The sequence below is a fragment of the Stutzerimonas sp. R40042 genome (assembly GCF_026642215.1).
GTDB classification, from domain to species: Bacteria; Pseudomonadota; Gammaproteobacteria; order Pseudomonadales; family Pseudomonadaceae; genus Stutzerimonas; species Stutzerimonas frequens.
Genome location: NZ_CP113258.1, coordinates 3,263,952 through 3,284,232 on the forward strand (window position 1 = coordinate 3,263,952; position 20,281 = coordinate 3,284,232).

The window sequence follows — 20,281 nt, forward strand, 5'->3', positions numbered from 1 at the left end:
TCGTCCAACCCAGCCTCGGTACGGCGATCACTGAATATGCAATCGCTAAGCGTTGCACTCACGCCCCACTCGAAGCCGCCAACCGCACCCCAAACGCCACCAGCACCCCACCCGTCAATCGGTCCAGCGCTCTGGTCAGCGCAGGCCGGCGCAACAGCCTCCCGAGCGGAATCGTCGCGGCGGTCAGCACGGCGAACCAGGCCAGGGACAACAGCACATGCAGGCACGCAAGGAAGAACGAGTAGGCGGCCACATCGGCGCCGAGCGGGACGAACTGCGGCAGGAAGGTGACGTAGAACACGCCCACCTTCGGGTTCAGCAGGTTGGTCAGCAAGCCGCGCCAGAAGGCCTGCCCGTTCGCTGCAGAGGGCGTCTTGGCCGGGCCTGAATCGAACGAGGCGCGCGGGTTGAACAGCAGTCTGGAGCCGAGCCAGATCAGATAGGCGGCGCCGGCGAACTTGACCAGGATATAGGCCAGTTCCGAGGCCTGCAGCAGCGCACCCAGCCCGAGCGACACCACCACACCCCAGGCCAGGCAGCCCAGGCAGATGCCCGCCGCGGCCAACACGGCCTGGCGCCGCCCTTCCAGCGTGGCGGTGCGCAGCACGATGGCCGTATCCACACCCGGCGTGACGGTCAGCAGCGCGGCGGCTGCAGCAAAGGCGAGCAACAGCGGGAGGTCGATCATCGGTAGTGCTCCCTGGTTTCGTAGCCTGTCGGCCGAACACCGGACGGCCGGCGGCAGGACGGGACCTGCCAGCGTTTGCGGCGGCCTGATGTGCGTTGTATCAGGCAAGCCTGTTAACGGCCAAATCGCCAATTTCGTGCAAGTCGGCGCTCGCTGGGTGGCGTCGCGGTGGCGCGTCACGCACGCGGTGGGCTATAGGATGACGACAAGCCCCCTGCTCCCGGAGACAACATGACCCGCCCCACCGTAAGCGATAAACGCGCGGCCTTCCGCGAGATGCACCGCGCGGGGTGCTTCCTGCTGCCCAACCCCTGGGACGCCGGCGGTGCTCGCCTGCTCGAGCGCCTCGGCTACCGGGCCCTGGCGACCACCAGCGCAGGCTATGCCTGGTCTCAGGGCCAGGCGGACGGGCAACTGTCACGCGACGATACCCTGGCGCACATGCGCTACATGGCGGCCATGAGCGACCTGCCGATCAACGCCGATTTCGAGAGCGGCTTCGGGGCCACGCCCGAGGCGGTCTTCGACAGTGTCAGCCTGGCGCTGGAGACCGGCGTGGCGGGCCTGTCCATCGAGGATTCGACCGGCGATCCCGCCCAGCCGGTGCGCGACAAGGCGCAGGCCGTCGAGCGCCTGCAGGCGGCGCGCGCCGCCATCGATGCCGGCGGCGGCGACACCCTGCTGGTGGGGCGTGCGGAAAATTACTTCGTCGGCCGCCCCGATCTGGACGACACGGTCGAGCGCCTGCTCGCCTATTCGCTGGCCGGGGCCGACTGCCTATACGCGCCGGGTCTCAGGACGCGGGAGGAAATTCAGACGGTCGTCCAGGCAATCGCGCCGAAGCCGGTGAACGTGCTGATCGGCTGGAACAGCGAGCTGACCGTCGAGGCGCTGGCCGAGCTTGGCGTCAGGCGCATCAGTGTCGGCGGGGCCCTGGCGCGCGCGGCCTGGGGCGGGTTCATCGATGCGGCGCGGAGGATGATCGAACAGGGCCGGTTCGATGGCTTCGGCGGCACGCCATTTGGTGCGGAACTCAACGAGCTGTTGCGCGCCACGGAACCGCCGCGCTGACCGGGCAGGCCACGAACGTGGCAGAGAGGCGATGTACGCCGCGACCGGCCGCCAGCACGATGCCGGTGACCGGGCGTGAAGCACTCAGTAGAGGCGCTTTTCGATATCGACATCCCTGAGCAGGATATCGCCGAAGGTCGCCTCCCCTTCGCCATGCTGGAAGAGGCTGACCCCGATCAGCCAGACCCGCCGGATGCGTGCTGGCGGCTCGCCGCCGATGGCGGTGCGGTAGTGGCCCAGTATGTTCTGCTCCTCGCACAGCCACTGGCCGAGATCGGCGGTGCCCGAACGCACCACGACATGCGTCTCGCGGTCATGCCAGCCGGGCAGCGGGCAATGGAAGTGCGTGCCTTCGGGGAGATCCCGGCTCCAGTAGAAGGTGAGGTCGCGGCCGTTGTCGAACTCCACCGCGATGCTCAGGTAGTCGTGGGTGTGGATCTGGTCTTCGGCGACCGACGAGGGCAACCGGTCGACCTTCCACTTCCAGCTCAGCGTGGTGTGCGCGCTCAGCGGCAGGTCGGCGTCTTTCTGCAGGATGGAGACATCGTCACGGGTATGCAGGCGGATGGCCCGTGTCGGCGCCCGACCCGCCTGGGCCGGCGTGACAGCGGAGAACACCGTGGACGGCCCCAGCTCCCAGAGTTCCTGCCAGCCACCGGGCAAGGGCGCACGCGGTGTACGCAGGCGCGCCAGCTCGCGGCTGGCCCAGTGCGCGGCGTCGCGACCGGCCGCCGCCTGGCCCAGCACCTCGGCGACATCGGTGCCGGGCCGCCAGTGGATGATGCCGACATTGACGCCGCCGCCCTCGTCGGGGTTGAACGCGGGCGGCTCGCCACGGTAGCGGCCACTGGCATCGAGCCAGCGGTCGCGCGGGTAGAGCTTGAGCTGCAGGGGGCCGTCTTGCTCCACCGTGAAGCTCTGGGTGTCGTGCAACGCGCGGAAGATCGGTCCCCGCTCGCCGATGCGCGCCCAGGTCGCCAGCTCCGCCGAATAACGGATGCCCAGCGCTCGGGAGACCTCGACGCCGCCCTCGAGCACGAAGGTCAGCCGATCGCCGGCCTTTACCTGAAGGCCGGTGTCCAGCCAGGCCCCGATACGCCAGGACAGGTACAGCGCGCGCAGCCCGAGCACCGCCTTGCCCGCCAGCGGCGCCGCGATGTCGGTCAGCTGGGCCTCGAATTGCGCCGGCGTCGACACAGAGCCGGTGCTGGCGAGGGGCTCGAGCGGGATGGTGTTTGTCATTGTTTTTCCTCCGTGCGGGTGCGGACGCCTGAGCCGGGCTTTCGGCGCCAAAGTACGATGTCCGGATGCTAGGGCCGGCTGCTAGCGTGAGGCTTGTAAAAACGAGCTGACTTGAGGAGCCCGGGCATGCTGCCTTCGCACCTGCTGATGTGGCCGGACATGCTGCTGTACTTCGGCCCGCTGCGGCATCTGGACAGACGCGTCAACGGCGCCGCGGTGCTCATGGTCGGCCTCTATCGCCCGCTTGTGCTGCAACTGGCGGGCACCGCCCTGCCCTGCCAGGCCGTGGTGGTACCCGCCGGTGTGGCGCATGCGGTGGATGCACAGGGTGGCGTGCTGGCCAAGCTGTTCGTCGAGCGCGACAGCGAGTTATACGGGCGCTTCGTGCAACGCTTTGCCTGGCGCCCCGGGCAGTGTGCGCTACCGCTGCACGATCCTGTGCTGATCGATACGCTGACCGCGCTCTACGAAGAGGCACCGAGCAAGGAGCAGACGCGGCAGACCCTGCTGGCGCTGATGCCTGCCGTGGACGATGCAACCGCCGCGGGCCGCCTGACACCGGTATTCGAGCTGTTGCGCCAGGAGGGCGACGTCAACCACGCGCTGGCGCAGGCCGCCTCGCTGGTTCACCTCTCTCCCTCGCGCATGGCGCACCTGTTCCGCGCCGAAACCGGCATGAGCTACCGCGGCTTCCGCATCTGGAAGCGCCTGCTGCTCGCGGCCGAGTATATGCAGCGTACGGACTGCCTGACGCGGGCGGCCGTCGATGCGGGTTTCGCCGATGCCAGCCATTTCAGCAATTGCTACAAGCGCTATATCGGCGCCAGCCCCGCGCAGGTCTTTCGCAGCCTGCAGCGGTTCGAACGCTGACTGTCGCGGGGAGCGCCTGGACGCAGCTTGCTATCGCTGACGGCCAATGACCGATACCATGCCGCGGGCGTGACGACCCGACGGCTCGTTGGAACGCTCTCGCTTGCTTGCAGTCCGCTCAAAGACAGACGCGATAGTGCTCTGTCCGCATGCGGACAGCCGCGTTGCTTCGCTCGGCCGATCAGGAGGGATGCTGGTCGGACTACCCCTTCAGAAAGGCGCAATAACGACATGGCAGGCGGAACCGCGGAAGCAAAACGCATCCTTCTCGGCATGCGCGACAGTGCGGAACGACGCGAGCTCGCCACGCGGCTGACGGTCGAGGGCTACCACGTCGGCCACTGCACCGACCAGGCGGGCCTGGCGCAGCGGATCGACGCAACGGTAGAGGTGGTGATACTCGCCGACGAGCTGGCAGCGATGCCATTGGATGAGGTCGGCGCCGCGCTCGAGAAACTGCCAGCCGGCAGTGCCATCCCGTTCATTCTCCTGAGTCGCGACGCCGAACCCCATGCTGCGTTGAAAGCCCGCCTGCCGTCGACGATCAACGACTTCGTGGTCCTCGGCGAGCCTGTGGGGCCGGCCACCTTGCTGAGTTGCCTGACCACGTGCATGCGCCTGCGTCAGCATCAGCGCGCGCACCACGCCGAAGCCACCGAGCGAGCCGACCAGCGAACCCGCTTCGAGCGACTGATCGAGAACCTTCCGATCGGCGTCTGTTTCATCGATGCCGACGGCAATACGCTGCTCAGCAACCCCAAGTACGACGAGTACGTCCCCAATCGAAAGATTCCCTCGACGGCGCCCGAGCGGGCACGGCGCTGGGTCGGCCTGGACAGCCATGGGCAGGTGATACCGCCGAGCCAATACGTTGGTGCCCGCGCCCTGCGCGGCGAGCAGGTCGACGGCCAGGACTATCGCTACTACCCCGACGAAGGTGGCGAACGCTGGCTGCGCCTGAGCGGCGTGCCGCTCTACGACCACGCCGAGCAGCCGATGGGCGCGGCCGTGGTGATCATCGACGTCGACGCCGAGAGGCGCAACGAGGTGATGCTGCGCCAGTTCAATCATGCGCTGGAGCGTGAGGTCGAGTTGCGCACCCAGGCCTTGCAGAGGGCGCTCGACCAGCTGACCGTCGAGGTTCAGGAACGCAGCCGTGCCGAGGAGCAGCTGCGCCACTCACAGAAGATGGATGCAGTCGGCCAGCTCACCGGCGGTATCGCCCACGACTTCAACAACATGCTGACCGGCATCATCGGCGCGCTGGACATGATCCGTCTGCGCGCGGCATCCGGACGCTACAACGACCTGCCGCGCTATCTGGACGCGGCGCATGGCTCGGCGCAGCGCGCCGCCTCGCTGACCCAGCGCCTGCTGGCCTTCTCCCGCCGCCAGCCACTGCAGACCCGGCCGACCGCAGTCAATTCGCTGATCCGCTCGCTGGCCGACCTGCTGCAGCGCAGCCTGGGCGAGACCATCCGCTTCGAGCTGGCCCTCGAGGACGCCGCCGGGCTCGCCCTGGTCGACCCCAGCCAGATGGAAAATGCCCTGCTCAATCTGGCGCTCAACGCCCGCGATGCGATGCCGGACGGCGGCACCTTGCGCATCGAGACGCAGCGCCTGGCGTTGCAAGCGGAGCAGGCCACCCGCCACGGCGTACCGACCGGCGAGTATCTTTGCGTGCGGGTGATCGACAGCGGCGTCGGCATCCCGGCAGCATTGGTGGACAAGGTGTTCGAACCGTTCTTCACCACCAAACCCCTCGGCGAAGGCACCGGGCTCGGCCTGTCGATGGTCTACGGCTTCGTCCGCCAGAGCGGCGGTTTCATCTCCATCGACACCTGTCAGGGCGAAGGGACCCGCGTCGCGCTGCACATACCGGCGGCATCGGCCGACGCGCAGGAGGAGCCGACTGCGGTTCCGATCCGCGTGCCCGGCGCAGGTGGCGGGCGCAAGGTTCTGCTGGTCGAGGATGACAACGCGGTGCGCCCGTTGCTGCAGAGCGCACTCGAGGACTTCGGCTATCACGTGCATGTGGCGGCCGACAGCCAGCGCGCCCTGGAGCTCGCCGCAGATCTCGACTCGCTCGACCTGCTGCTGACCGATGTCGGCCTGCCGGGGCTCAACGGCCGCCAGCTTGCCGAAATGCTGCAGCAGCGGCGCCCCGGCCTGCCGGTGGTGCTGATCACCGGCTATGCCGAACAGGCCGCGACCCGCCTCGATTGCCTTGCTCCCGGCATGCACCTGATGACCAAACCCTTCACCCTCGAACTGCTGGCCGAAACCGTCACCCACGCGCTTGCCGCACCGGTTGGCTGAGGGCCGTTACCACGGCAACTCCGCCCCGCTGTAGGCATGAAACCCTCCACTCGCCTCCGGCCCCAGGCTGTCGATGACCCGCAGCAGATCCTGCGCGGCATCGGCCGCCGGCCGGCCGATCTCGGCGCCGCGAAAAGGCTGCGACAGGCGTGAGTTCACCGTGCCCGGGTGCAGCGCCAGCAGCACGGCATTCGGCTGGTTGCGGCGCACTTCGATGGAAGCGGTCTTGATCAGCATGTTCAGCGCGGCCTTGGAGGCGCGGTAGCTGTACCAGCCGCCGAGCCGATTGTCGCCGATGCTGCCGACCTTGGCCGAGAGCATGGCGAGCACGCCGCGCTGGCGGTCGAGCAGGCCGCTGAAATGACGCAGCACCATGGCCGGGCCAAAGGTGTTGATCTGGAAGGTGGCGAGCAGCTGCGCCTGGTTAATGTCAGTGAGGCGTTTTTCCGGCATGAACTCGGCGCCATGCAGCACGCCGGCGGCGTTGATGATCAGGTGAAACGGCCCCTGCCCCGCCACCGCGTTCGCGGCCTGTTCGATGCTGGCGGGATCGGCAAGATCAAGCGCCGGCTCGGACGAGCGACTCAGGGCGATGACCGATGCGCAGTGCGGATCGCTGCGCAAGGCATCGACCAGTGCGGCACCGATGCCACCGGATGCACCGATGACCAGCGCGCGAAACCCTTCGGGGAATGATTCCAACGGCATGACGATCTCCAGCAGATTTACGGTCGACGGTCGCCGGCACCGCCGCGCCAGCGCTCGATATGCTCGGCGAGCAGGTCGGCGATGGGCAGGCAAGCGCCGAGCCGGTAGAGGTTCCAGTAGTGGCCTTCCAAGGTGCGGTTGATCAGCAAGGTACCGGAAGCCGGTTGCAGGCTGCCCAGTGCCGACATCAGCAAGGGGAAGAGTTCGGACAGCTGCTGGTGCAGCGCCGCTCCGCGGAAGTCCCACTGCGCGCCAGGCTGCAACAGTGGATGCAGCATCAGGTGGATACGCCGGTACAGCCCATGCGGCGGCATGCTGCCAGGCTGACGCCCGCCGAGCATCTGGAAGCCGGCCTCCAGCGCCTCGCTGGAAGTGCCACGCAGCGCCTCGAAGATCTGCACGTAACCGGCCAGCAGGCGCGGCTCCAGACGCAGCACGCTGCCGAAATCGTAGACCACCAGTTCGCCCTGCTCGGTCCAGGCCAGATTGCCCGGATGCGGATCGGTGTGCAGCCGCTGCAAGCCGAACGCCTGCTCGGCGAGCCACTGGCAAAGGTTTTCGGCCAGGCGCTGGCGGATCTCGACCGGTGCCTGCTCGACCTCGGCCATGGAACGGGCCGGACGATCTTCCAACACCAGCACGCCGGGGCGACAGAGCTCGCTGGCGGCAAAGGGAATGCCGAGGCCGGGCCAGTCGCCGAAGTGCGCGCGGAAGGCTTCGAGGTGGTCGCGTTCGGCGGCGTAGTCCAACTCTTCATCGATCGCCCGCTGCAGCTCGGTGTAGACCGCCTCCAGCCGCGCCGCTGGCGTGCCGAACAGCCGCCCGAGCGGCATCAGCCGACGCAGCTGGCGCAGGTCCGCTTCGCAGATCGCGTGGATGCCGGGGTACTGGATCTTCATGATCAGCGCCCGGCCCTGGCGATCGCGGGCGCGGTGCACCTGGCCCAGCGAGGCGGCCGCGGCGGGCGCAGGTTCGATGGTATCGAACAGCTCGTAGAGCCGGCCGTCGTACAGCCGCTGCAGGTTGGCTTCCAGCTCCGCGAACGGCAGCGACGGCACCTGATTCTGCAAACGGGCCAGCGCCGCGCTGATCGGTTCGGGCAACAGGTCCTGCCATTGCGAGGCCTGCTGGCCGAGCTTGAGCACCGGGCCCTTCATCTGCCCGAGTGCATCACCCAGCAGCTCGCCCACCGGTTGCCAATCGATGCGCGCCTTGCCTGGCGTGACGCGTTGCACCAGCAGGTTGCCGGCGATCCGTGCACCAGTGCCGCCCAGTTGCAGAAAACGGCCCAGCGCCGAAGCCGAGGGGCGAGAGAATCGAGGCATGCAAGCGACCTGCGAAAGCAAAGGCTGATCATGGGCCAGCCCGTCGGGTGTTCCAAGACGCAATGGTTGCAGTCTGTTGCGCGGCGAGGACGGAACTCGCGAGCTATCCTGCCCAGCGGACGCGCGGAACGAGCCCGCAAACTTCGAGTCGGAACACTGACTGGATTCAGCGTGCGCTTGTGCAGCGTCGCTGAGAGGTAGCGCCCGGCGCCTGCGAAGGCAGAAACGGGTGGTTTCTCCAGCCTTGGCCCGAAGACGTTTTCTGGAGCAAGGACTATGCACGCAGCGGAGCCTGCGTAAGGAGCACGAATGAATGATGCCAATCGCCCGCACAGCGGCCAGAGCGAGGAAGTGCCACGCATCTCCACGGGCAGCGAAGGGCTGGACGATATCCTTGGCGGCGGGCTCGACCCCGACCGCATGTACCTCTACGAAGGCAGCCCCGGCGCCGGCAAGACTACCCTTGCCCTGCAGTTCCTGCTCGAAGGCGCGCGCCAAGGCGAGCGGGTGCTGTACGTGACCCTGTCGGAAACCCAGGCCGAACTGGAGCTGATCGCCAAGCGCCACGGCTGGTCGCTGGATGGCATCGACATCTTCGAACTGGTCACGCCCGAGGCCAGCCTCGACCCGGAACTGGAGTTGACGGTGCTGCACCCGGCCGAGATCGAACTGGGCGAGACCACCCGGCAGCTGTTCGACCGTGTCAGCCAGACCAACCCGAGCCGAGTGGTCTTCGACAGCCTCTCGGAGATGCGCCTGCTCGCACAGAGCCCATTGCGCTACCGGCGCCAGGTGCTGGCGCTCAAGCACTTCTTCGTCACTGGCCACTGCACGGTGATCCTGCTCGACGACCAGACCTCGGAAGGCGGCAACCTCCAGCTGCACTCGATCTGCCATGGCGTGGTGATGCTCGAACAGCAATCCATCGATTACGGCGCCGAACGCAGGCGCCTACGAGTAGTAAAGATGCGCGGCATTCAGTTCCGCGGCGGCTACCACGACTTCGTGATTCGCAAGGGCGGCCTGCAGATATTCCCGCGGCTAGTTGCTGCCGAACATCATTCAGTCTTCACCAGCAGCTTGGCCTCCTCCGGCAATGAAATGCTGGACAAGATGCTGGGCGGTGGACTTGAGCGCGGCACCAACGCACTACTGGTAGGCACTGCCGGGGTGGGCAAATCGTCACTGGCGCTCAGCTACGCGGTGACGGCATGCAAGCGCGGAGAAAAAACGTCATTTTTCGTATTCGACGAGAACACCGGCACGCTGCTCGCCCGCGCTCGCGCGTTGGGGTTGCCACTCGAACCCTGGATCGATCAGGGATTGCTGCATCTGCAGCAGATCGACCCAGCGGAGCTGTCGCCAGGTGAGTTCGCCTCCACTGTGCGCTGCAGCGTCGAACAGGACGGCGCGCGCCTGATCATCGTCGACAGCCTCAACGGCTACATGCATGCGATGCCCGACGGCAAGTTCCTGATCCTGCAGATGCACGAGCTGCTGAGCTACCTGGGTCAGAAAGGCGTGGTCAGCATTCTGGTGCTGGCACAGCAAGGGGTGATCAACCCTGCCGACACGCCCGTCGATATCAGCTATCTCAGCGATGCGCTGATCATGCAGCGCTATTTCGAGCACGAAGGCACCATTCGCCGCGCGTTGTCGGTGGTGAAGAAACGCAGCGGATGGCACGAAAACACCGTGCGTGAATTTCGCCTCAGTGCCGACGGGATACAGGTCGGCCCGCCACTGAGCGGTCTGGATGGCATACTTTCCAGCGCCCCGCAGTACACCGGTGACCCCGCTAGACTACTTCCGGACGAGCATGACTACGCCTGACCCAAAACGCAGTTCTCTCGTGGTCGTCTATGCCCCCATCGGCCGCGACGGCCCGGCCTCGGCCGAACTGCTCAAGCGCAGCGGCATGCAGGCGGTGGTCAGCCATGGCGTCGAGCAGGTACTGCAACGCGCCGAAACCGACGCCGATGCAGTGTTCATCGCCGAAGAAGGTCTGTTTGGCTACGACCTCGAGAGCCTGGCCGCCTGGGTGGACAAGCAGCCGGCGTGGTCGGACTTCCCCTTCGTCGTGCTGACCAGCAAACACCAGCCTCCGGCGATTGCCGCGTGGCGCCAGCGCATGGTGCTGGCGCTGCGAAATGTATCGCTGCTGGAGCGGCCGGTGCAGAGCATCACCCTGACCAGTGCACTGAAGGCCGCAGTGCGGGCACGTCAGCGCCAGTACGAGGTGCGGGCATTGCTGGAAGCGCAGGAATTGGCGTCCAAACAGCTCGAAGCCCTGGTGGTCGAGCGCACCCGCGAGCTGGAAAAGGCCAACCAGGAGTTGCGCACGCAGATGGCCGAGCGCGCGCGCATCGAGGAAACCCTGCGTCAGGCGCAGAAGATCGAGGCCATCGGCCAGCTCACCGGCGGTATTGCCCATGACTTCAACAACCTGCTGATGGTCATCAGCGGCGGCCTCGACATGCTCGATCGGCGCAAGGACCCGCAGCGTCGCGAGCGCCTGTTGACCGGCATGCGCCAGGCCGCGCAGCGCGGCACGGCGCTGACCCGCCAGCTGCTGGCCTTTTCCCGCAGCCAATCACTGGCACCGAGAGCCGTGGACCTCTCTTTGCAGATCGGCCGTATGCGCGACCTGCTCGACCGCAGCCTGAGCGGTGCGGTGCAGGTCAAGGTGCAGTTCGCGCCGGACCTCTGGCCCGTCGAGGCGGACCCGGGCGAGCTCGAGCTGGTCATCATCAACCTGGCGGTGAACGCCCGCGACGCCATGCCAAACGGCGGATCGATCCTCATCGAAGCCTGCAACGCACCGGACGAGGACGTCATGGGCTTACGCAGCGACTTCGTCCGGCTGACCGTGACCGACTCGGGCACCGGCATTCCGGAGGAGGTCCGGCCGCGGGTCTTCGACCCCTTCTTCACCACCAAGGAGATCGGCAAGGGCTCGGGTCTGGGGTTGGCGCAGGTATACGGCTTCGCCCGGCAATCGGGGGGCACCGTATGGATCGAAAGCGAATGCGGGCGCGGCACCCGTGTGATCATGCTGCTGCCGCGCTCGGCAGACATGCCCGAGCAGCCCGAGGCCGACGATCACGGCGCCGATGCGCGCGACAACCGGCTCGTCGGCAGTGTGCTGCTCGTCGACGACGACGAGGAAGTCGCGGCGCTGGTCGGCGAGATGCTCGAACACCTCGGCTATCGCGTCACGCACGCCGCCAGCGCCACGGATGCGCTGAGCTCGCTGCAGAACGGTTGCAAGGTGGACATCGTGTTCTCCGACATCATGATGCCCGGCGGCATGAACGGGGTTGAACTGGCTCGAGAGATCCGCACCCGCGCGCTCGGCGTTCCCGTGTTGCTGACCAGTGGCTACGCCGAGGCCGCTCAGCAGTCGGCGGCCGCCGAAGGCGTGCACGTGCTGGCCAAGCCCTATCGGCTCGAGGACCTGGCCACCGCCCTGCGCGAAGCGATTGATGGCGCAGCGCAATCCCCGCACGGACAGCTGCGGCGTTGGTCCTAACGATTGGCAAAACCGATCGCGGAGGATGCATGGGAAACCAGGAACAACTGGCGCTACTGGAAGAACTTCTGCTTGCGCGAGGGCCGGCAGGCCAGGAAGAAGAAGTCCGCCAGGCGTGCAGGCGAGAGCTAGAGCGATGCTGCGACGCCGTCTGGCAAGACGCCGCTGACAATCTCATTGGGCGAATCAAAGCGGTCGGGGTTGCGCCCGACGAGGCGGAACGCCGGACGACCCGAATCATGGCCCATCAGGATGAGATCGCCATGGTGGTCAAACGCATAGACCCGGATGGGCGCCTGCGAGTCGCGGCGCTGGGCGGTGCGTTTCCGGTCAACTTCGGCATGTGCCCCGTGGACGTGATGGGAGACACCGGCACGGTCGCCGGTGCGCTGTCTTTCGGCACGATGCACGGGACGAGCGAATCGAGCCAGTCGATGCATGTGCTTCAGGGGGATGTGCAGTGGAACGATGTGCACGTCATCACTCGATACAGCAAGGCGGAACTTGGCGAGCTGGGCGTGCGCGCGGGCACACGGGTGGTGCTGAGCCGGCATTGGCGCAAGCCGTTCCGGATACGCGACTGTATTGCCGCGCACTTCCTCGATGATCGGGCCCCTGTGGTTGCCGCCCTCGTGGCCGCCAGGCGCCTGGCGGCGCGCAGGGATGAATTGCACGGCGACGTGCTCATCGTGTTGACGACCAACGAAGAGGAAACCAATTCCGGGGCACAGTACGCGGCGCGCACACTGCCGGGGGCGTTGTGCATCGCCCTGGAAGTGGGGCCGATCGCAGCCGAGTACGACACGCGCCTGGCGCTCGACCCCATCGTGCTTACCGGCGATGAGAAGGGCTACTACACCAAGCGCGTTTCCGACGGCTTGCTCAGGGCCGCATCACGCTGCGGTTACTGCCCGCAACCGGCGTTGATGCCCGGCTTTGCCTCGGACGCGAGCGCAGTGCTTGGCTCGGGCTCCGCTCCGCAGGCCGGTTGCCTGGCGATCCCCACGGAGAACACGCACGGCTATGAGGTGATCATGCAGGACGCGATGCAGGCCTGCGCCGAAACACTGGTCGAGTATCTGGTCAGCCTGCAATAGCGCCCAGGAGGGGCCGAGCGCAATCCCGCTCGAGCAGCTGAGCAGCCGACCGATATTTTTTTCGGCCCGCTTCGAGCCCCGCACACGCCCCGTTCGAGGGCGTTCCGATCGGCGTGACGCGCTGCCGAGTGACCATTCGCGCGTCACGCCTCGGCTCGACTGCGCACCAATGCGGACCGCCCGGCGCACCACCGAAAAGCATCCGCTGCTGCTGCCGAAATCGCATCGGCTTGCTCGATATTCTCTGCTTCTGCGCACAGCAGCCACGGTCAGATACTGCGCTCGCCGGCCGCCATTCCGCGGTCGGCAGAGCAGGATCGAGCCATGAACGAATCCCTTTGCGCCCGCCATCTCGAAGCCGCCGCGCTGCCGCTGATCGACATCGCCGGGCTGTTTTCTTCCGATCTCGACGAGCGCGCCGCCGTGGCCAAACGCATCGGTGCGGCCTGTCGCGAGGTCGGTTTCTTCTGTATCGCCAACCACGGCGTCGACGCGGCGCTGCAGCAGGCGGTGTTCGAGCAGGCGCGGGCCTTCTTTGCCCTGCCGGAACCCGGCAAGCGCGCCCTGGACAAGGTGTTCTCGAAGGCCAATCGCGGCTATGAGCCGTTGCGCGGGCAGGTGCTGGAAGCCGGTGCGCCGGCCGATCTCAAGGAAGGCTTCTACATCGGCGAGGAGCTGGCCGAGGACGACCCGCGGGTACTGGCCGGGCGTTTCAACCATGGTGCCAACCAGTGGCCGATCGAGCTCGCGGAGTTTCGCCCGACCATGGAGCGCTATCGCGACGCGATGAATGCGCTGGCGAATCGGCTGATGGGGGCCATCGCGCTGTCGCTGCAACTGCCGGAGGAACATTTCGCCGGCTTCTGCCGCGACTCCATGAGCACCCTGCGCCTGCTGCATTACCCGCCGCAGCCGGCCAATTCCGCGCCCGGCGAAAAGGGCTGTGGCGCGCATACCGATTTCGGCGGGCTGACGCTGCTTCTGCAGGACGAGAATCCCGGCCTGCAGGTATGGGATCGTCACAGCAAGAGCTGGATTCACGCGGCCCCTGTGCCCGGCACCTATGTGGTCAATCTGGGCGACATGATCGCCCGCTGGACCAACGACCAGTACCGTTCGACGCTGCACCGGGTGGTCAACATGTCCGGACGCGAGCGCTACAGCGTGCCGTTCTTCTTCAGCGGCAACCCGGACCATGTGGTCGAGTGCCTGCCGACCTGCCTCGCGCCCGGCGAGGCGCCGCGCTACCCCGCGGTGACGGTGGAAGAACACCACCGCGAGATGTACCGGAGGACCTATGGCTGACATCGTCCTCATCCACGGGGCCTGGGCCGGTAGCTGGGTCTGGGATTCGCTGCAGGATGGCCTGCGCGATGCCGGCCACCGCCCGCACGCGGTCGATCTGCCGGGCAACGGCAGCGACGCCACGCCGCTCGCCGAGGTCTCGCTGCAGCGCTACGTCGAGCACGTCGGCGCGCTGATCGAGACGCTGCCCGGCCCGATCCATCTGGTCGCGCATTCCGGCGGCGGCATCACCGCCACTGCAGTGGCCGAACGTTATGCCGAGCGCATCGCCGGCGTCGCCTATGTCGCCGGCATGATGCTGCCCAGCGGCATGGGCTTCGGCGAACTCTGTGCCGAGCTCGCCCGCGACTTTCCCGAGGTCAGCGGCATCGGCCCCTATCTCGAGGCCGCGCCCGGCGGCAGCCGCGTACCGGGCGATGCCGCCTGCGCCCTGTTCTTTCACGATGCACCGGCACAGGCCGCGATCACTGCCGCGCGCCGCCTGACGGTGCAGCCCGACGGCGGCCGCGATATCGCCGCACAGTGGACGGCCGCGCGTTTCGGTCGTCTGCCACGGCTGTATATCGAAGCCACCCAGGACCGCTCCGTGCTGCCACGGGTGCAACAGCGCATGCAGCAGCTGGTGCCTGGCGCCGAGCGGGTGGTGCTCGATTGCGGGCATGCGCCGCAACTGGCCATGCCCGACGCGCTGCTCGCCGCCCTGCTGGATTTCTTCGCGCGCCATCCACATCCCGTGCGCTGACCCGTTTATTGCATCGCGCTCATTACGCCGACCTTCAAGGAGCTTCACCATGTTCAAGAAAACCCTGCTCGCCAGCGCCTTGTTCGCGCTGTTCAGCCAATCCGCCCTGGCCGCCGACAAGGTGCGCTGGCTCAACGACTGGCTGCCGGCCGGCGACAAGGCGGCGATCTACCTCGGTGTCGAACAGGGCCTGTTCGCCGCCGAAGGTATCGAAGTGGAGATCGCCAGTGCCCGCGGTGGCAGCGACGTGGTGACCAAGCTGGCCACCAACAGCGCCGACTTCGGCTCGGCCGGCCTGGCCTCGCTGCTGCAGGCCAAGGCCCAGGGCGAGGTGCCGGTGGTCGCCGTGGCGCCGATCTACAACAAGCAACCGGACGCCTTCTTCACCACCGAAGGTTCGGGCATCGAGAGCTTCAAAGACATCGTCGGCAAGACCGTCGCCACCCCGACCTTCTCCGCCTCCAACGTGGTCTGGCCGCTGCTGCTGGAGCGCAACGGCATCGACCCGGCCAGCGTCAAGCTGCTCAAGCTCGACCCCGGCGCGCTGGCACCGATGCTCGCCACCGGCAAGGTGGATGCCACCATCAACTGGCTGACCGTCGCGCCCGGCTTCGTCCGTGCCCTCGGTGAAGCGGACAAGACGCTGAAAACCATCCCCTGGTCGGAATACGGCTTCGAGGGCTACGGCCTGTCGTTGGTAGCCTCGCAGCGCTTCGTGCAGAGCCATCCCGAGGTCGCGAAGAAGTTCGTCAAGGCGTACCAGCAGGCGCAGAAGAACGCCATCGCCGACCCGGCAGCCGCAGCCGCCGCACTGAAGAAGATGGTTGCCGAGGTCGATGAGCAACAGGCCGAAGAGCAGTTCGCCGCCTCGGTGCCGCTGATGCAGAACGAGATCAGCGATGCCGAGGGCCCGGGCTTCGACGCCAAGCGGCTGGCCACCACCTGGGAATGGGTGGCCAAGGCGCAGGGCATGCAGATTGATGCCCTCGACCCGGCCAGCGCCATCGACACCAGCCTGAGCGAGTGAAGCCATGAATGCTGCCGTCCTGCCCGCCACGCCGCGCCCCAACATCAGCTTCGATCGGGTCAGCCAGGTCTTCACCTCCTCCGATGGCAGCGAGGTGGTGGCGCTGGACAACGCCAGTTTCGACATCGGCCGCCACGAGTTCATCGCCGTGCTCGGCCCCTCGGGCTGCGGCAAGTCCACACTGCTGCGCATCCTCGCCGGGCTGGTGCGACCGACCCACGGCCAGGTCAGCATCTACGGCAGCCCGGTGGACGGCCCGCGCGACGAGATCGGCATCGTCTTCCAGAAGCCGACGCTGCTGCCCTGGCTGAACATCCGCGACAACCTGACCTTTCCCATGCGCCACAAGTACGGCCGCGTCACCGCCCAGGAGATCACCCGCGGCGAGGAGCTGCTGGAACTGGTGGGGCTCAAGGAATTCGGCAACAAGCGCCCGGACGAACTCTCCGGCGGCATGCAGCAGCGCGCGGCGATTGCCCGGGCGTTGCTGCACGACCCAGAAATCCTGCTGATGGACGAGCCGTTCTCGGCACTCGACGCCCTGACCCGCGACGAGTTGAGCCTGGAGCTGCTGAATATCTGGACCCAGCGCCCGAAGACGGTGCTGTTCATCACCCACTCGATTCCCGAAGCGCTGCTGCTGGCCGACCGCATCCTGGTGATGTCGGCACGCCCCGGCCGCGTTCAGGAAATCATCGACGTCGACCTGCCGCGCCCGCGGTCCATGCAGACCCTCACGGAGCCCCGTTTCAATGAGCTCGCCAACCATATCCGCCGCAAGGTCTTCTCGCGCCATGCCGACCATTAAACCCAGGGCACAGCGCCTGAAGGCGCAGGCCGATCGCCTCGCGCCCTGGCTCGCCTTCGTCGTCCTGCTGCTGGCCTGGGAGGCGGCGTGTCGCCTGCTCAGGCTGCCGAGCTTCGTGCTGCCCTCGCCCAGCGCCATTCTCGCGGCGACGCAGAAGGTCGGCCTCGGCGCCTGGGCCGAGCATATCTTTGCCACCCTGCAGGTGACGCTGATGGGCTACGGCCTGTCGATTCTGATCGGCATCCCGCTGGCCATCGCCCTGGCGTCCTCGCGACTGATGTCGCGCACGCTCTATCCGCTGTTGGTAATCGTGCAGTCCACACCCATCGTCGCAGTCGCGCCGATCATCGTGGTGGTGATGGGCGCCGGCGACCTGCCGCGGGTGTTCATCACCTTCCTGATCGCCTTCTTCCCCATCGTGGTGTCCTGCGTCACCGGCCTGCTGGCGACGCCGGAAGAGTTGGTGGAACTGTCGCGCTCGCTGGGCGCATCGAAGGCCCGCGAGTACCGCAACATCCGCCTGCCCTATGCGATTCCACACCTGTTCTCGGCGCTGCGCATTTCCATCACCCTGGCGGTGATCGGCGCGGTGGTCGCCGAATTCGTCGCGGCGGAAAAAGGCCTGGGCTACTTCATCAACTTCTCCACGTCGATGTTCCAGGTGCCACAAGCCTTCGCCGCGTTGATGATGCTGGTGGTGATCAGCCTGCTGCTGTTCCACCTGATCGGGTTGCTGCAGAAGGTCTGCTTTCCCTGGAGCCTGCCCAAGGGCGGGCATTGAGCCCACCCGCTCATTCATCTCAACCTGGATAACACCATGCCTCTCGACGATATCGCCCTGTTGCGCAGAAGCTTCGACGTCGCCCGCCGCGCGCTGGAAAACGGCACCCATCCGTTCGGCGCCATCCTGGTCGGGCCGGACGGTGAGGTGCTGCTGGAACAGGGCAACGCCTACATGCCCGACCACGACATGACCGGCCATGCCGAGCGGGTGCTGATGACCCGCGCCTCGACCCGCTACACACCGGAATTCCTCTCGCGCTGCACCATGTACACCTCGGCCGAGCCCTGCGCCATGTGCGCTGGCGCCGCCTACTGGGTCGGTCTTGGGCGCGTGGTCTACGGCCTTTCCGAGCGCAGCCTGAAGAACATCACCGGCAACCATCCGGAAAACCCGACGCTGGATCTGCCGTGCCGCATCGTCTTCGACGCCGGCCAGCGCAAGGTCGAGGTGCTCGGCCCGCTGCTGGAGGACGAGGCGGCCGCCCTGCACGAAGGCATCTGGTAGGCAGCGCCAGAATCAGGCAAGCGCCCGGCAGGATCGCCATAACGCCGGCAGCGTCCTCCCTCGCAGTATTCGAACCACGGCGTCACCGGCGTCGCCCGAATCCACCTGCGGAGGACAACCCCATGTCGAACATCACCGGCAAAATCGTACTCGTCACCGGCGCCAGCAGCGGCATCGGTGAAGCCACGGCCCGCCTGCTGGCGGCCCAGGGCGCAACCGTCGTGCTGGGCGCGCGGCGTCTCGAACGGCTGGAAAAGCTGGTCGCCGAGATCGGCGAACGCGGTGGCGTTGCCGCCTGCCGCGCGCTGGACGTAACCAGCCGCGAGGACACCCAGGCCTTCGTCGACTTCGCCGAACAGCGCTTCGGCCGCGTCGATGTGATCGTCAACAACGCCGGGGTGATGCCGCTTTCGCCGCTGGACGCGCTGAAGGTCGACGAGTGGAACCGCATGATCGACGTGAACATCCGTGGCGTGCTGCACGGCATCGCTGCCGGCCTGCCGCTGATGCAGCGCCAGCGCGCCGGCCAGTTCGTCAACATCGCCTCCATCGGCGCCTACGCGGTGAGCCCGACCGCGGCGGTGTACTGCGCCACCAAGTACGCGGTGCGCGCCATCTCCGAGGGCCTGCGTCAGGAGGTCGGCGGCGATATTCGCGTGACCCTGGTTTCGCCCGGCGTCACCGAATCGGAACTGGCCGAGAGCATTTCCGATGACACCGCCCGCTCGGCCATGGACGACTTCCGCCGCATCGCCATTCCGGCCGACGCCATCGCCCGCGCCATCGCCTATGCCATCGACCAGCCGGCCGATGTCGATGTCAGCGAGCTGGTGGTGCGCCCCACCGCCAGCCCCTACTGAGGACGCCGCCATGACCCTTCATACCAGCACCACCCTGGCCGCGGCATACCTGGCCGTGTTCGGCTCGCTGACCTTCGCCTCGCTGGAAGCGGCCGGCAACGAGCGCCACGAGCGTGGCATGGCGGTCATCGAGCACCTGTCCGGCGGTGCCGGGCAACCGGTGCTCGAGGCGCTGCGCGAGGACTATCCGTTTCTCGCCGAGGGCATCACCGGCTATGCGCTGGGCGATGTCTGGGGACGCAGCGAGCTGGATGACCGCACTCGTCAGCTGGCCGTGATCGCCGCCTTCGCCGCCCAGGGCAATCTGCCCTACATGAAGGTCCACGCCGGTTACGCGCTGCGTCTGGGCGTCAGCCGTGAGGAGCTGAAGGAGGTGGTCTACCTGACCACCGTGACCGCCGGCTTTCCCCGCGCCATCGATGCCGCCCAGGCATTGCGCGAGGTGCCGGACCCGGCGCCGCGCTGAATTAAGCGGTGCTGCGCAGTCGGGCCAGATCCTTCACCGGCGAGGCGCCGAACAGCCGGCTGTACTCACGGCTGAACTGCGAGGGGCTTTCGTAGCCGACCCGGTAGCCGGCGCTGGACACATCGAGCCCCTCGGCGATCAGCAGCCGCCGCGCCTCCTGCAGGCGCAGCTGCTTCTGGTACTGCAGCGGGCTCATCGAGGTGAGCGCCTTGAAACGGTGATGCAGCGTCGAGCTGCTGAGATTGACCCGCTGCGCCAGTTCCTCGATGCGCAGCGGCTCGACGTAATTGCGGTTCAGCCATTCGATGGCGCGGGTGACGCGATGGCCCTGGCTGTCGCGCACCGCGATCTCGTGCAGGTGGCGCCCCTGGCGACCGCAGAGCAGGCGGTAGAAGATCTCGCGCATGGCCAGCGGTGCCAGCACCGGGATGTCCTGCGGGCTGGCCAAGAGTCGCACCAGGCGCAGCGTGGCGTCGAGCAACGGCGCATCGATGCGGTCCAGATAGACCCCACGTGCAGCCCCTTCCACGGGCTGGCTCAACGGCGCGCTGTCGGCCACCAGGGTGGCGACCATTGCCGGGTCGATATCCAGGCGAATGCACAGGTACGGCTCGCCGGACGAGGCCTCCAGCACGCGACCGGCCACTGGCACAGTGACCGATACCACCAGATAGTGCAGCGCATCGTAGGTGTACAGCTCATCGCCCAGGCGCACCTCCTTGCTGCCCTGCACGATGATGCACAGCGCCGGCTTGTGCAGCCCGTGCACCAGGTCGCTCGGTGCGCTGCAGCGGATCAGGAAGAGATCGTCGATGGCGGTGGGATGCATGCCGTCGTCGCGCACGAGGCCATCGATCAGCCGCGCCAGCGCGGCACGCTGGGCAATCGTTTCCTCGGCGGAATGAAGGTCCAGTTGGTTCATTTGCAGGCAAA

The 20,281-nt window shown here is 66.9% G+C and carries 19 protein-coding genes; 14 read left to right on the plus strand and 5 right to left on the minus strand.

Annotated features, from left to right (window positions below):
- Positions 1-58: 58 nt before the first annotated feature.
- Positions 59-688 (minus strand): LysE family translocator, encoded by a 630-nt coding sequence (locus tag OUY36_RS15460; protein WP_267934940.1) that lies wholly within the window; start codon positions 686-688, stop codon positions 59-61.
- A gap of 231 nt (positions 689-919) precedes the next feature.
- Here OUY36_RS15460 and OUY36_RS15465 point away from each other — a divergent pair, with 231 nt between their 5' ends.
- Positions 920-1,759, plus strand: coding sequence for an isocitrate lyase/PEP mutase family protein (locus tag OUY36_RS15465; protein WP_267934941.1), 840 nt, complete (start codon positions 920-922; stop codon positions 1,757-1,759).
- 84 nt (positions 1,760-1,843) lie between these two features.
- Here the strand turns inward: OUY36_RS15465 and OUY36_RS15470 are convergent, their stop codons facing one another.
- Positions 1,844-3,001: a DUF3047 domain-containing protein gene (locus OUY36_RS15470; protein WP_267934942.1), complete on the minus strand. Its 1,158-nt coding sequence runs from the start codon at positions 2,999-3,001 to the stop codon at positions 1,844-1,846.
- A gap of 126 nt (positions 3,002-3,127) precedes the next feature.
- Between OUY36_RS15470 and OUY36_RS15475 the strand changes: the two genes are divergently transcribed.
- The gene (locus OUY36_RS15475; RefSeq protein ID WP_267934944.1) at positions 3,128-3,871 is read left to right on the plus strand and encodes a helix-turn-helix domain-containing protein; all 744 of its coding nucleotides are present in this window, start codon (positions 3,128-3,130) and stop codon (positions 3,869-3,871) included.
- A 231-nt stretch (positions 3,872-4,102) separates the two neighbouring features.
- Positions 4,103-6,190, plus strand: coding sequence for a response regulator (locus tag OUY36_RS15480; RefSeq protein ID WP_267934946.1), 2,088 nt, complete (start codon positions 4,103-4,105; stop codon positions 6,188-6,190).
- Positions 6,191-6,196: 6 nt separating this feature from the next.
- Here the strand turns inward: OUY36_RS15480 and OUY36_RS15485 are convergent, their stop codons facing one another.
- Positions 6,197-6,898, minus strand: a complete 702-nt coding sequence (locus OUY36_RS15485) for an SDR family NAD(P)-dependent oxidoreductase (RefSeq protein ID WP_208216431.1) — start codon at positions 6,896-6,898, stop codon at positions 6,197-6,199.
- Positions 6,899-6,915: 17 nt separating this feature from the next.
- Complete coding sequence (locus OUY36_RS15490; protein ID WP_267934949.1) at positions 6,916-8,223, minus strand: ABC1 kinase family protein; 1,308 nt, start codon at positions 8,221-8,223, stop codon at positions 6,916-6,918.
- A 309-nt stretch (positions 8,224-8,532) separates the two neighbouring features.
- On the opposite strand from OUY36_RS15490, the gene OUY36_RS15495 reads away from it, so the two are divergent.
- The 11 genes from OUY36_RS15495 to OUY36_RS15545 all read left to right on the plus strand — a co-directional run bounded on the left by OUY36_RS15495 (position 8,533) and on the right by OUY36_RS15545 (position 19,348).
- Positions 8,533-10,056: an ATPase domain-containing protein gene (locus OUY36_RS15495; RefSeq protein ID WP_267934951.1), complete on the plus strand. Its 1,524-nt coding sequence runs from the start codon at positions 8,533-8,535 to the stop codon at positions 10,054-10,056.
- Between the two features lie 85 nt (positions 10,057-10,141).
- Positions 10,142-11,755, plus strand: coding sequence for an ATP-binding protein (locus OUY36_RS15500; RefSeq protein ID WP_436785636.1), 1,614 nt, complete (start codon positions 10,142-10,144; stop codon positions 11,753-11,755).
- 29 nt (positions 11,756-11,784) lie between these two features.
- Positions 11,785-12,852, plus strand: coding sequence for a M20/M25/M40 family metallo-hydrolase (locus OUY36_RS15505; protein WP_267934955.1), 1,068 nt, complete (start codon positions 11,785-11,787; stop codon positions 12,850-12,852).
- Positions 12,853-13,176: 324 nt separating this feature from the next.
- On the plus strand, positions 13,177-14,157 hold the full coding sequence (locus tag OUY36_RS15510) for an isopenicillin N synthase family dioxygenase (protein ID WP_267934957.1): 981 nt from the start codon (positions 13,177-13,179) through the stop codon (positions 14,155-14,157).
- Positions 14,150-14,899 carry an alpha/beta fold hydrolase gene (locus OUY36_RS15515; RefSeq protein ID WP_102839964.1) on the plus strand — a complete coding sequence of 250 codons (750 nt, stop codon included), beginning with the start codon at positions 14,150-14,152 and terminating at the stop codon, positions 14,897-14,899. Before OUY36_RS15510 ends, OUY36_RS15515 begins: the two co-directional genes overlap by 8 nt.
- Positions 14,900-14,948: 49 nt before the next feature.
- Positions 14,949-15,926, plus strand: coding sequence for an ABC transporter substrate-binding protein (locus OUY36_RS15520; protein ID WP_161612229.1), 978 nt, complete (start codon positions 14,949-14,951; stop codon positions 15,924-15,926).
- 4 nt (positions 15,927-15,930) lie between these two features.
- The gene (locus OUY36_RS15525) at positions 15,931-16,734 is read left to right on the plus strand and encodes an ABC transporter ATP-binding protein (protein ID WP_013983528.1); all 804 of its coding nucleotides are present in this window, start codon (positions 15,931-15,933) and stop codon (positions 16,732-16,734) included.
- A complete protein-coding gene (locus OUY36_RS15530; protein ID WP_267934961.1) occupies positions 16,721-17,515 on the plus strand; it encodes an ABC transporter permease in 795 nt (264 codons plus the stop codon). Before OUY36_RS15525 ends, OUY36_RS15530 begins: the two co-directional genes overlap by 14 nt.
- A 36-nt stretch (positions 17,516-17,551) precedes the next feature.
- Entirely contained in the window at positions 17,552-18,022 is a 471-nt protein-coding gene (locus tag OUY36_RS15535; protein ID WP_267934963.1) for a nucleoside deaminase, read from the plus strand.
- Between the two features lie 122 nt (positions 18,023-18,144).
- The gene (locus OUY36_RS15540; RefSeq protein ID WP_267934965.1) at positions 18,145-18,882 is read left to right on the plus strand and encodes an SDR family oxidoreductase; all 738 of its coding nucleotides are present in this window, start codon (positions 18,145-18,147) and stop codon (positions 18,880-18,882) included.
- 10 nt (positions 18,883-18,892) lie between these two features.
- Entirely contained in the window at positions 18,893-19,348 is a 456-nt protein-coding gene (locus tag OUY36_RS15545) for a carboxymuconolactone decarboxylase family protein (protein WP_267934967.1), read from the plus strand.
- 1 nt (position 19,349) lies between these two features.
- Here OUY36_RS15545 and OUY36_RS15550 read toward each other — a convergent pair whose 3' ends face one another.
- The gene (locus OUY36_RS15550) at positions 19,350-20,270 is read right to left on the minus strand and encodes an AraC family transcriptional regulator (protein ID WP_267934969.1); all 921 of its coding nucleotides are present in this window, start codon (positions 20,268-20,270) and stop codon (positions 19,350-19,352) included.
- Positions 20,271-20,281: the final 11 nt, after the last annotated feature.

Excerpts from the sequence above, each read along its gene's own strand:
- OUY36_RS15460 (WP_267934940.1), bottom strand. The coding sequence starts at position 688 with ATGATCGACCTCCCGCTGTTGCTCGCCTTTGCTGCAGCCGCCGCGCTG.
- OUY36_RS15465 (WP_267934941.1), top strand. The coding sequence starts at position 920 with ATGACCCGCCCCACCGTAAGCGATAAACGCGCGGCCTTCCGCGAGATG.
- OUY36_RS15470 (WP_267934942.1), bottom strand. The coding sequence starts at position 3,001 with ATGACAAACACCATCCCGCTCGAGCCCCTCGCCAGCACCGGCTCTGTG.
- OUY36_RS15475 (WP_267934944.1), top strand. The coding sequence starts at position 3,128 with ATGCTGCCTTCGCACCTGCTGATGTGGCCGGACATGCTGCTGTACTTC.
- OUY36_RS15480 (WP_267934946.1), top strand. The coding sequence starts at position 4,103 with ATGGCAGGCGGAACCGCGGAAGCAAAACGCATCCTTCTCGGCATGCGC.
- OUY36_RS15485 (WP_208216431.1), bottom strand. The coding sequence starts at position 6,898 with ATGCCGTTGGAATCATTCCCCGAAGGGTTTCGCGCGCTGGTCATCGGT.
- OUY36_RS15490 (WP_267934949.1), bottom strand. The coding sequence starts at position 8,223 with ATGCCTCGATTCTCTCGCCCCTCGGCTTCGGCGCTGGGCCGTTTTCTG.
- OUY36_RS15495 (WP_267934951.1), top strand. The coding sequence starts at position 8,533 with ATGAATGATGCCAATCGCCCGCACAGCGGCCAGAGCGAGGAAGTGCCA.
- OUY36_RS15500 (WP_436785636.1), top strand. The coding sequence starts at position 10,142 with ATGCAGGCGGTGGTCAGCCATGGCGTCGAGCAGGTACTGCAACGCGCC.
- OUY36_RS15505 (WP_267934955.1), top strand. The coding sequence starts at position 11,785 with ATGGGAAACCAGGAACAACTGGCGCTACTGGAAGAACTTCTGCTTGCG.
- OUY36_RS15510 (WP_267934957.1), top strand. The coding sequence starts at position 13,177 with ATGAACGAATCCCTTTGCGCCCGCCATCTCGAAGCCGCCGCGCTGCCG.
- OUY36_RS15515 (WP_102839964.1), top strand. The coding sequence starts at position 14,150 with ATGGCTGACATCGTCCTCATCCACGGGGCCTGGGCCGGTAGCTGGGTC.
- OUY36_RS15520 (WP_161612229.1), top strand. The coding sequence starts at position 14,949 with ATGTTCAAGAAAACCCTGCTCGCCAGCGCCTTGTTCGCGCTGTTCAGC.
- OUY36_RS15525 (WP_013983528.1), top strand. The coding sequence starts at position 15,931 with ATGAATGCTGCCGTCCTGCCCGCCACGCCGCGCCCCAACATCAGCTTC.
- OUY36_RS15530 (WP_267934961.1), top strand. The coding sequence starts at position 16,721 with ATGCCGACCATTAAACCCAGGGCACAGCGCCTGAAGGCGCAGGCCGAT.
- OUY36_RS15535 (WP_267934963.1), top strand. The coding sequence starts at position 17,552 with ATGCCTCTCGACGATATCGCCCTGTTGCGCAGAAGCTTCGACGTCGCC.
- OUY36_RS15540 (WP_267934965.1), top strand. The coding sequence starts at position 18,145 with ATGTCGAACATCACCGGCAAAATCGTACTCGTCACCGGCGCCAGCAGC.
- OUY36_RS15545 (WP_267934967.1), top strand. The coding sequence starts at position 18,893 with ATGACCCTTCATACCAGCACCACCCTGGCCGCGGCATACCTGGCCGTG.
- OUY36_RS15550 (WP_267934969.1), bottom strand. The coding sequence starts at position 20,270 with ATGAACCAACTGGACCTTCATTCCGCCGAGGAAACGATTGCCCAGCGT.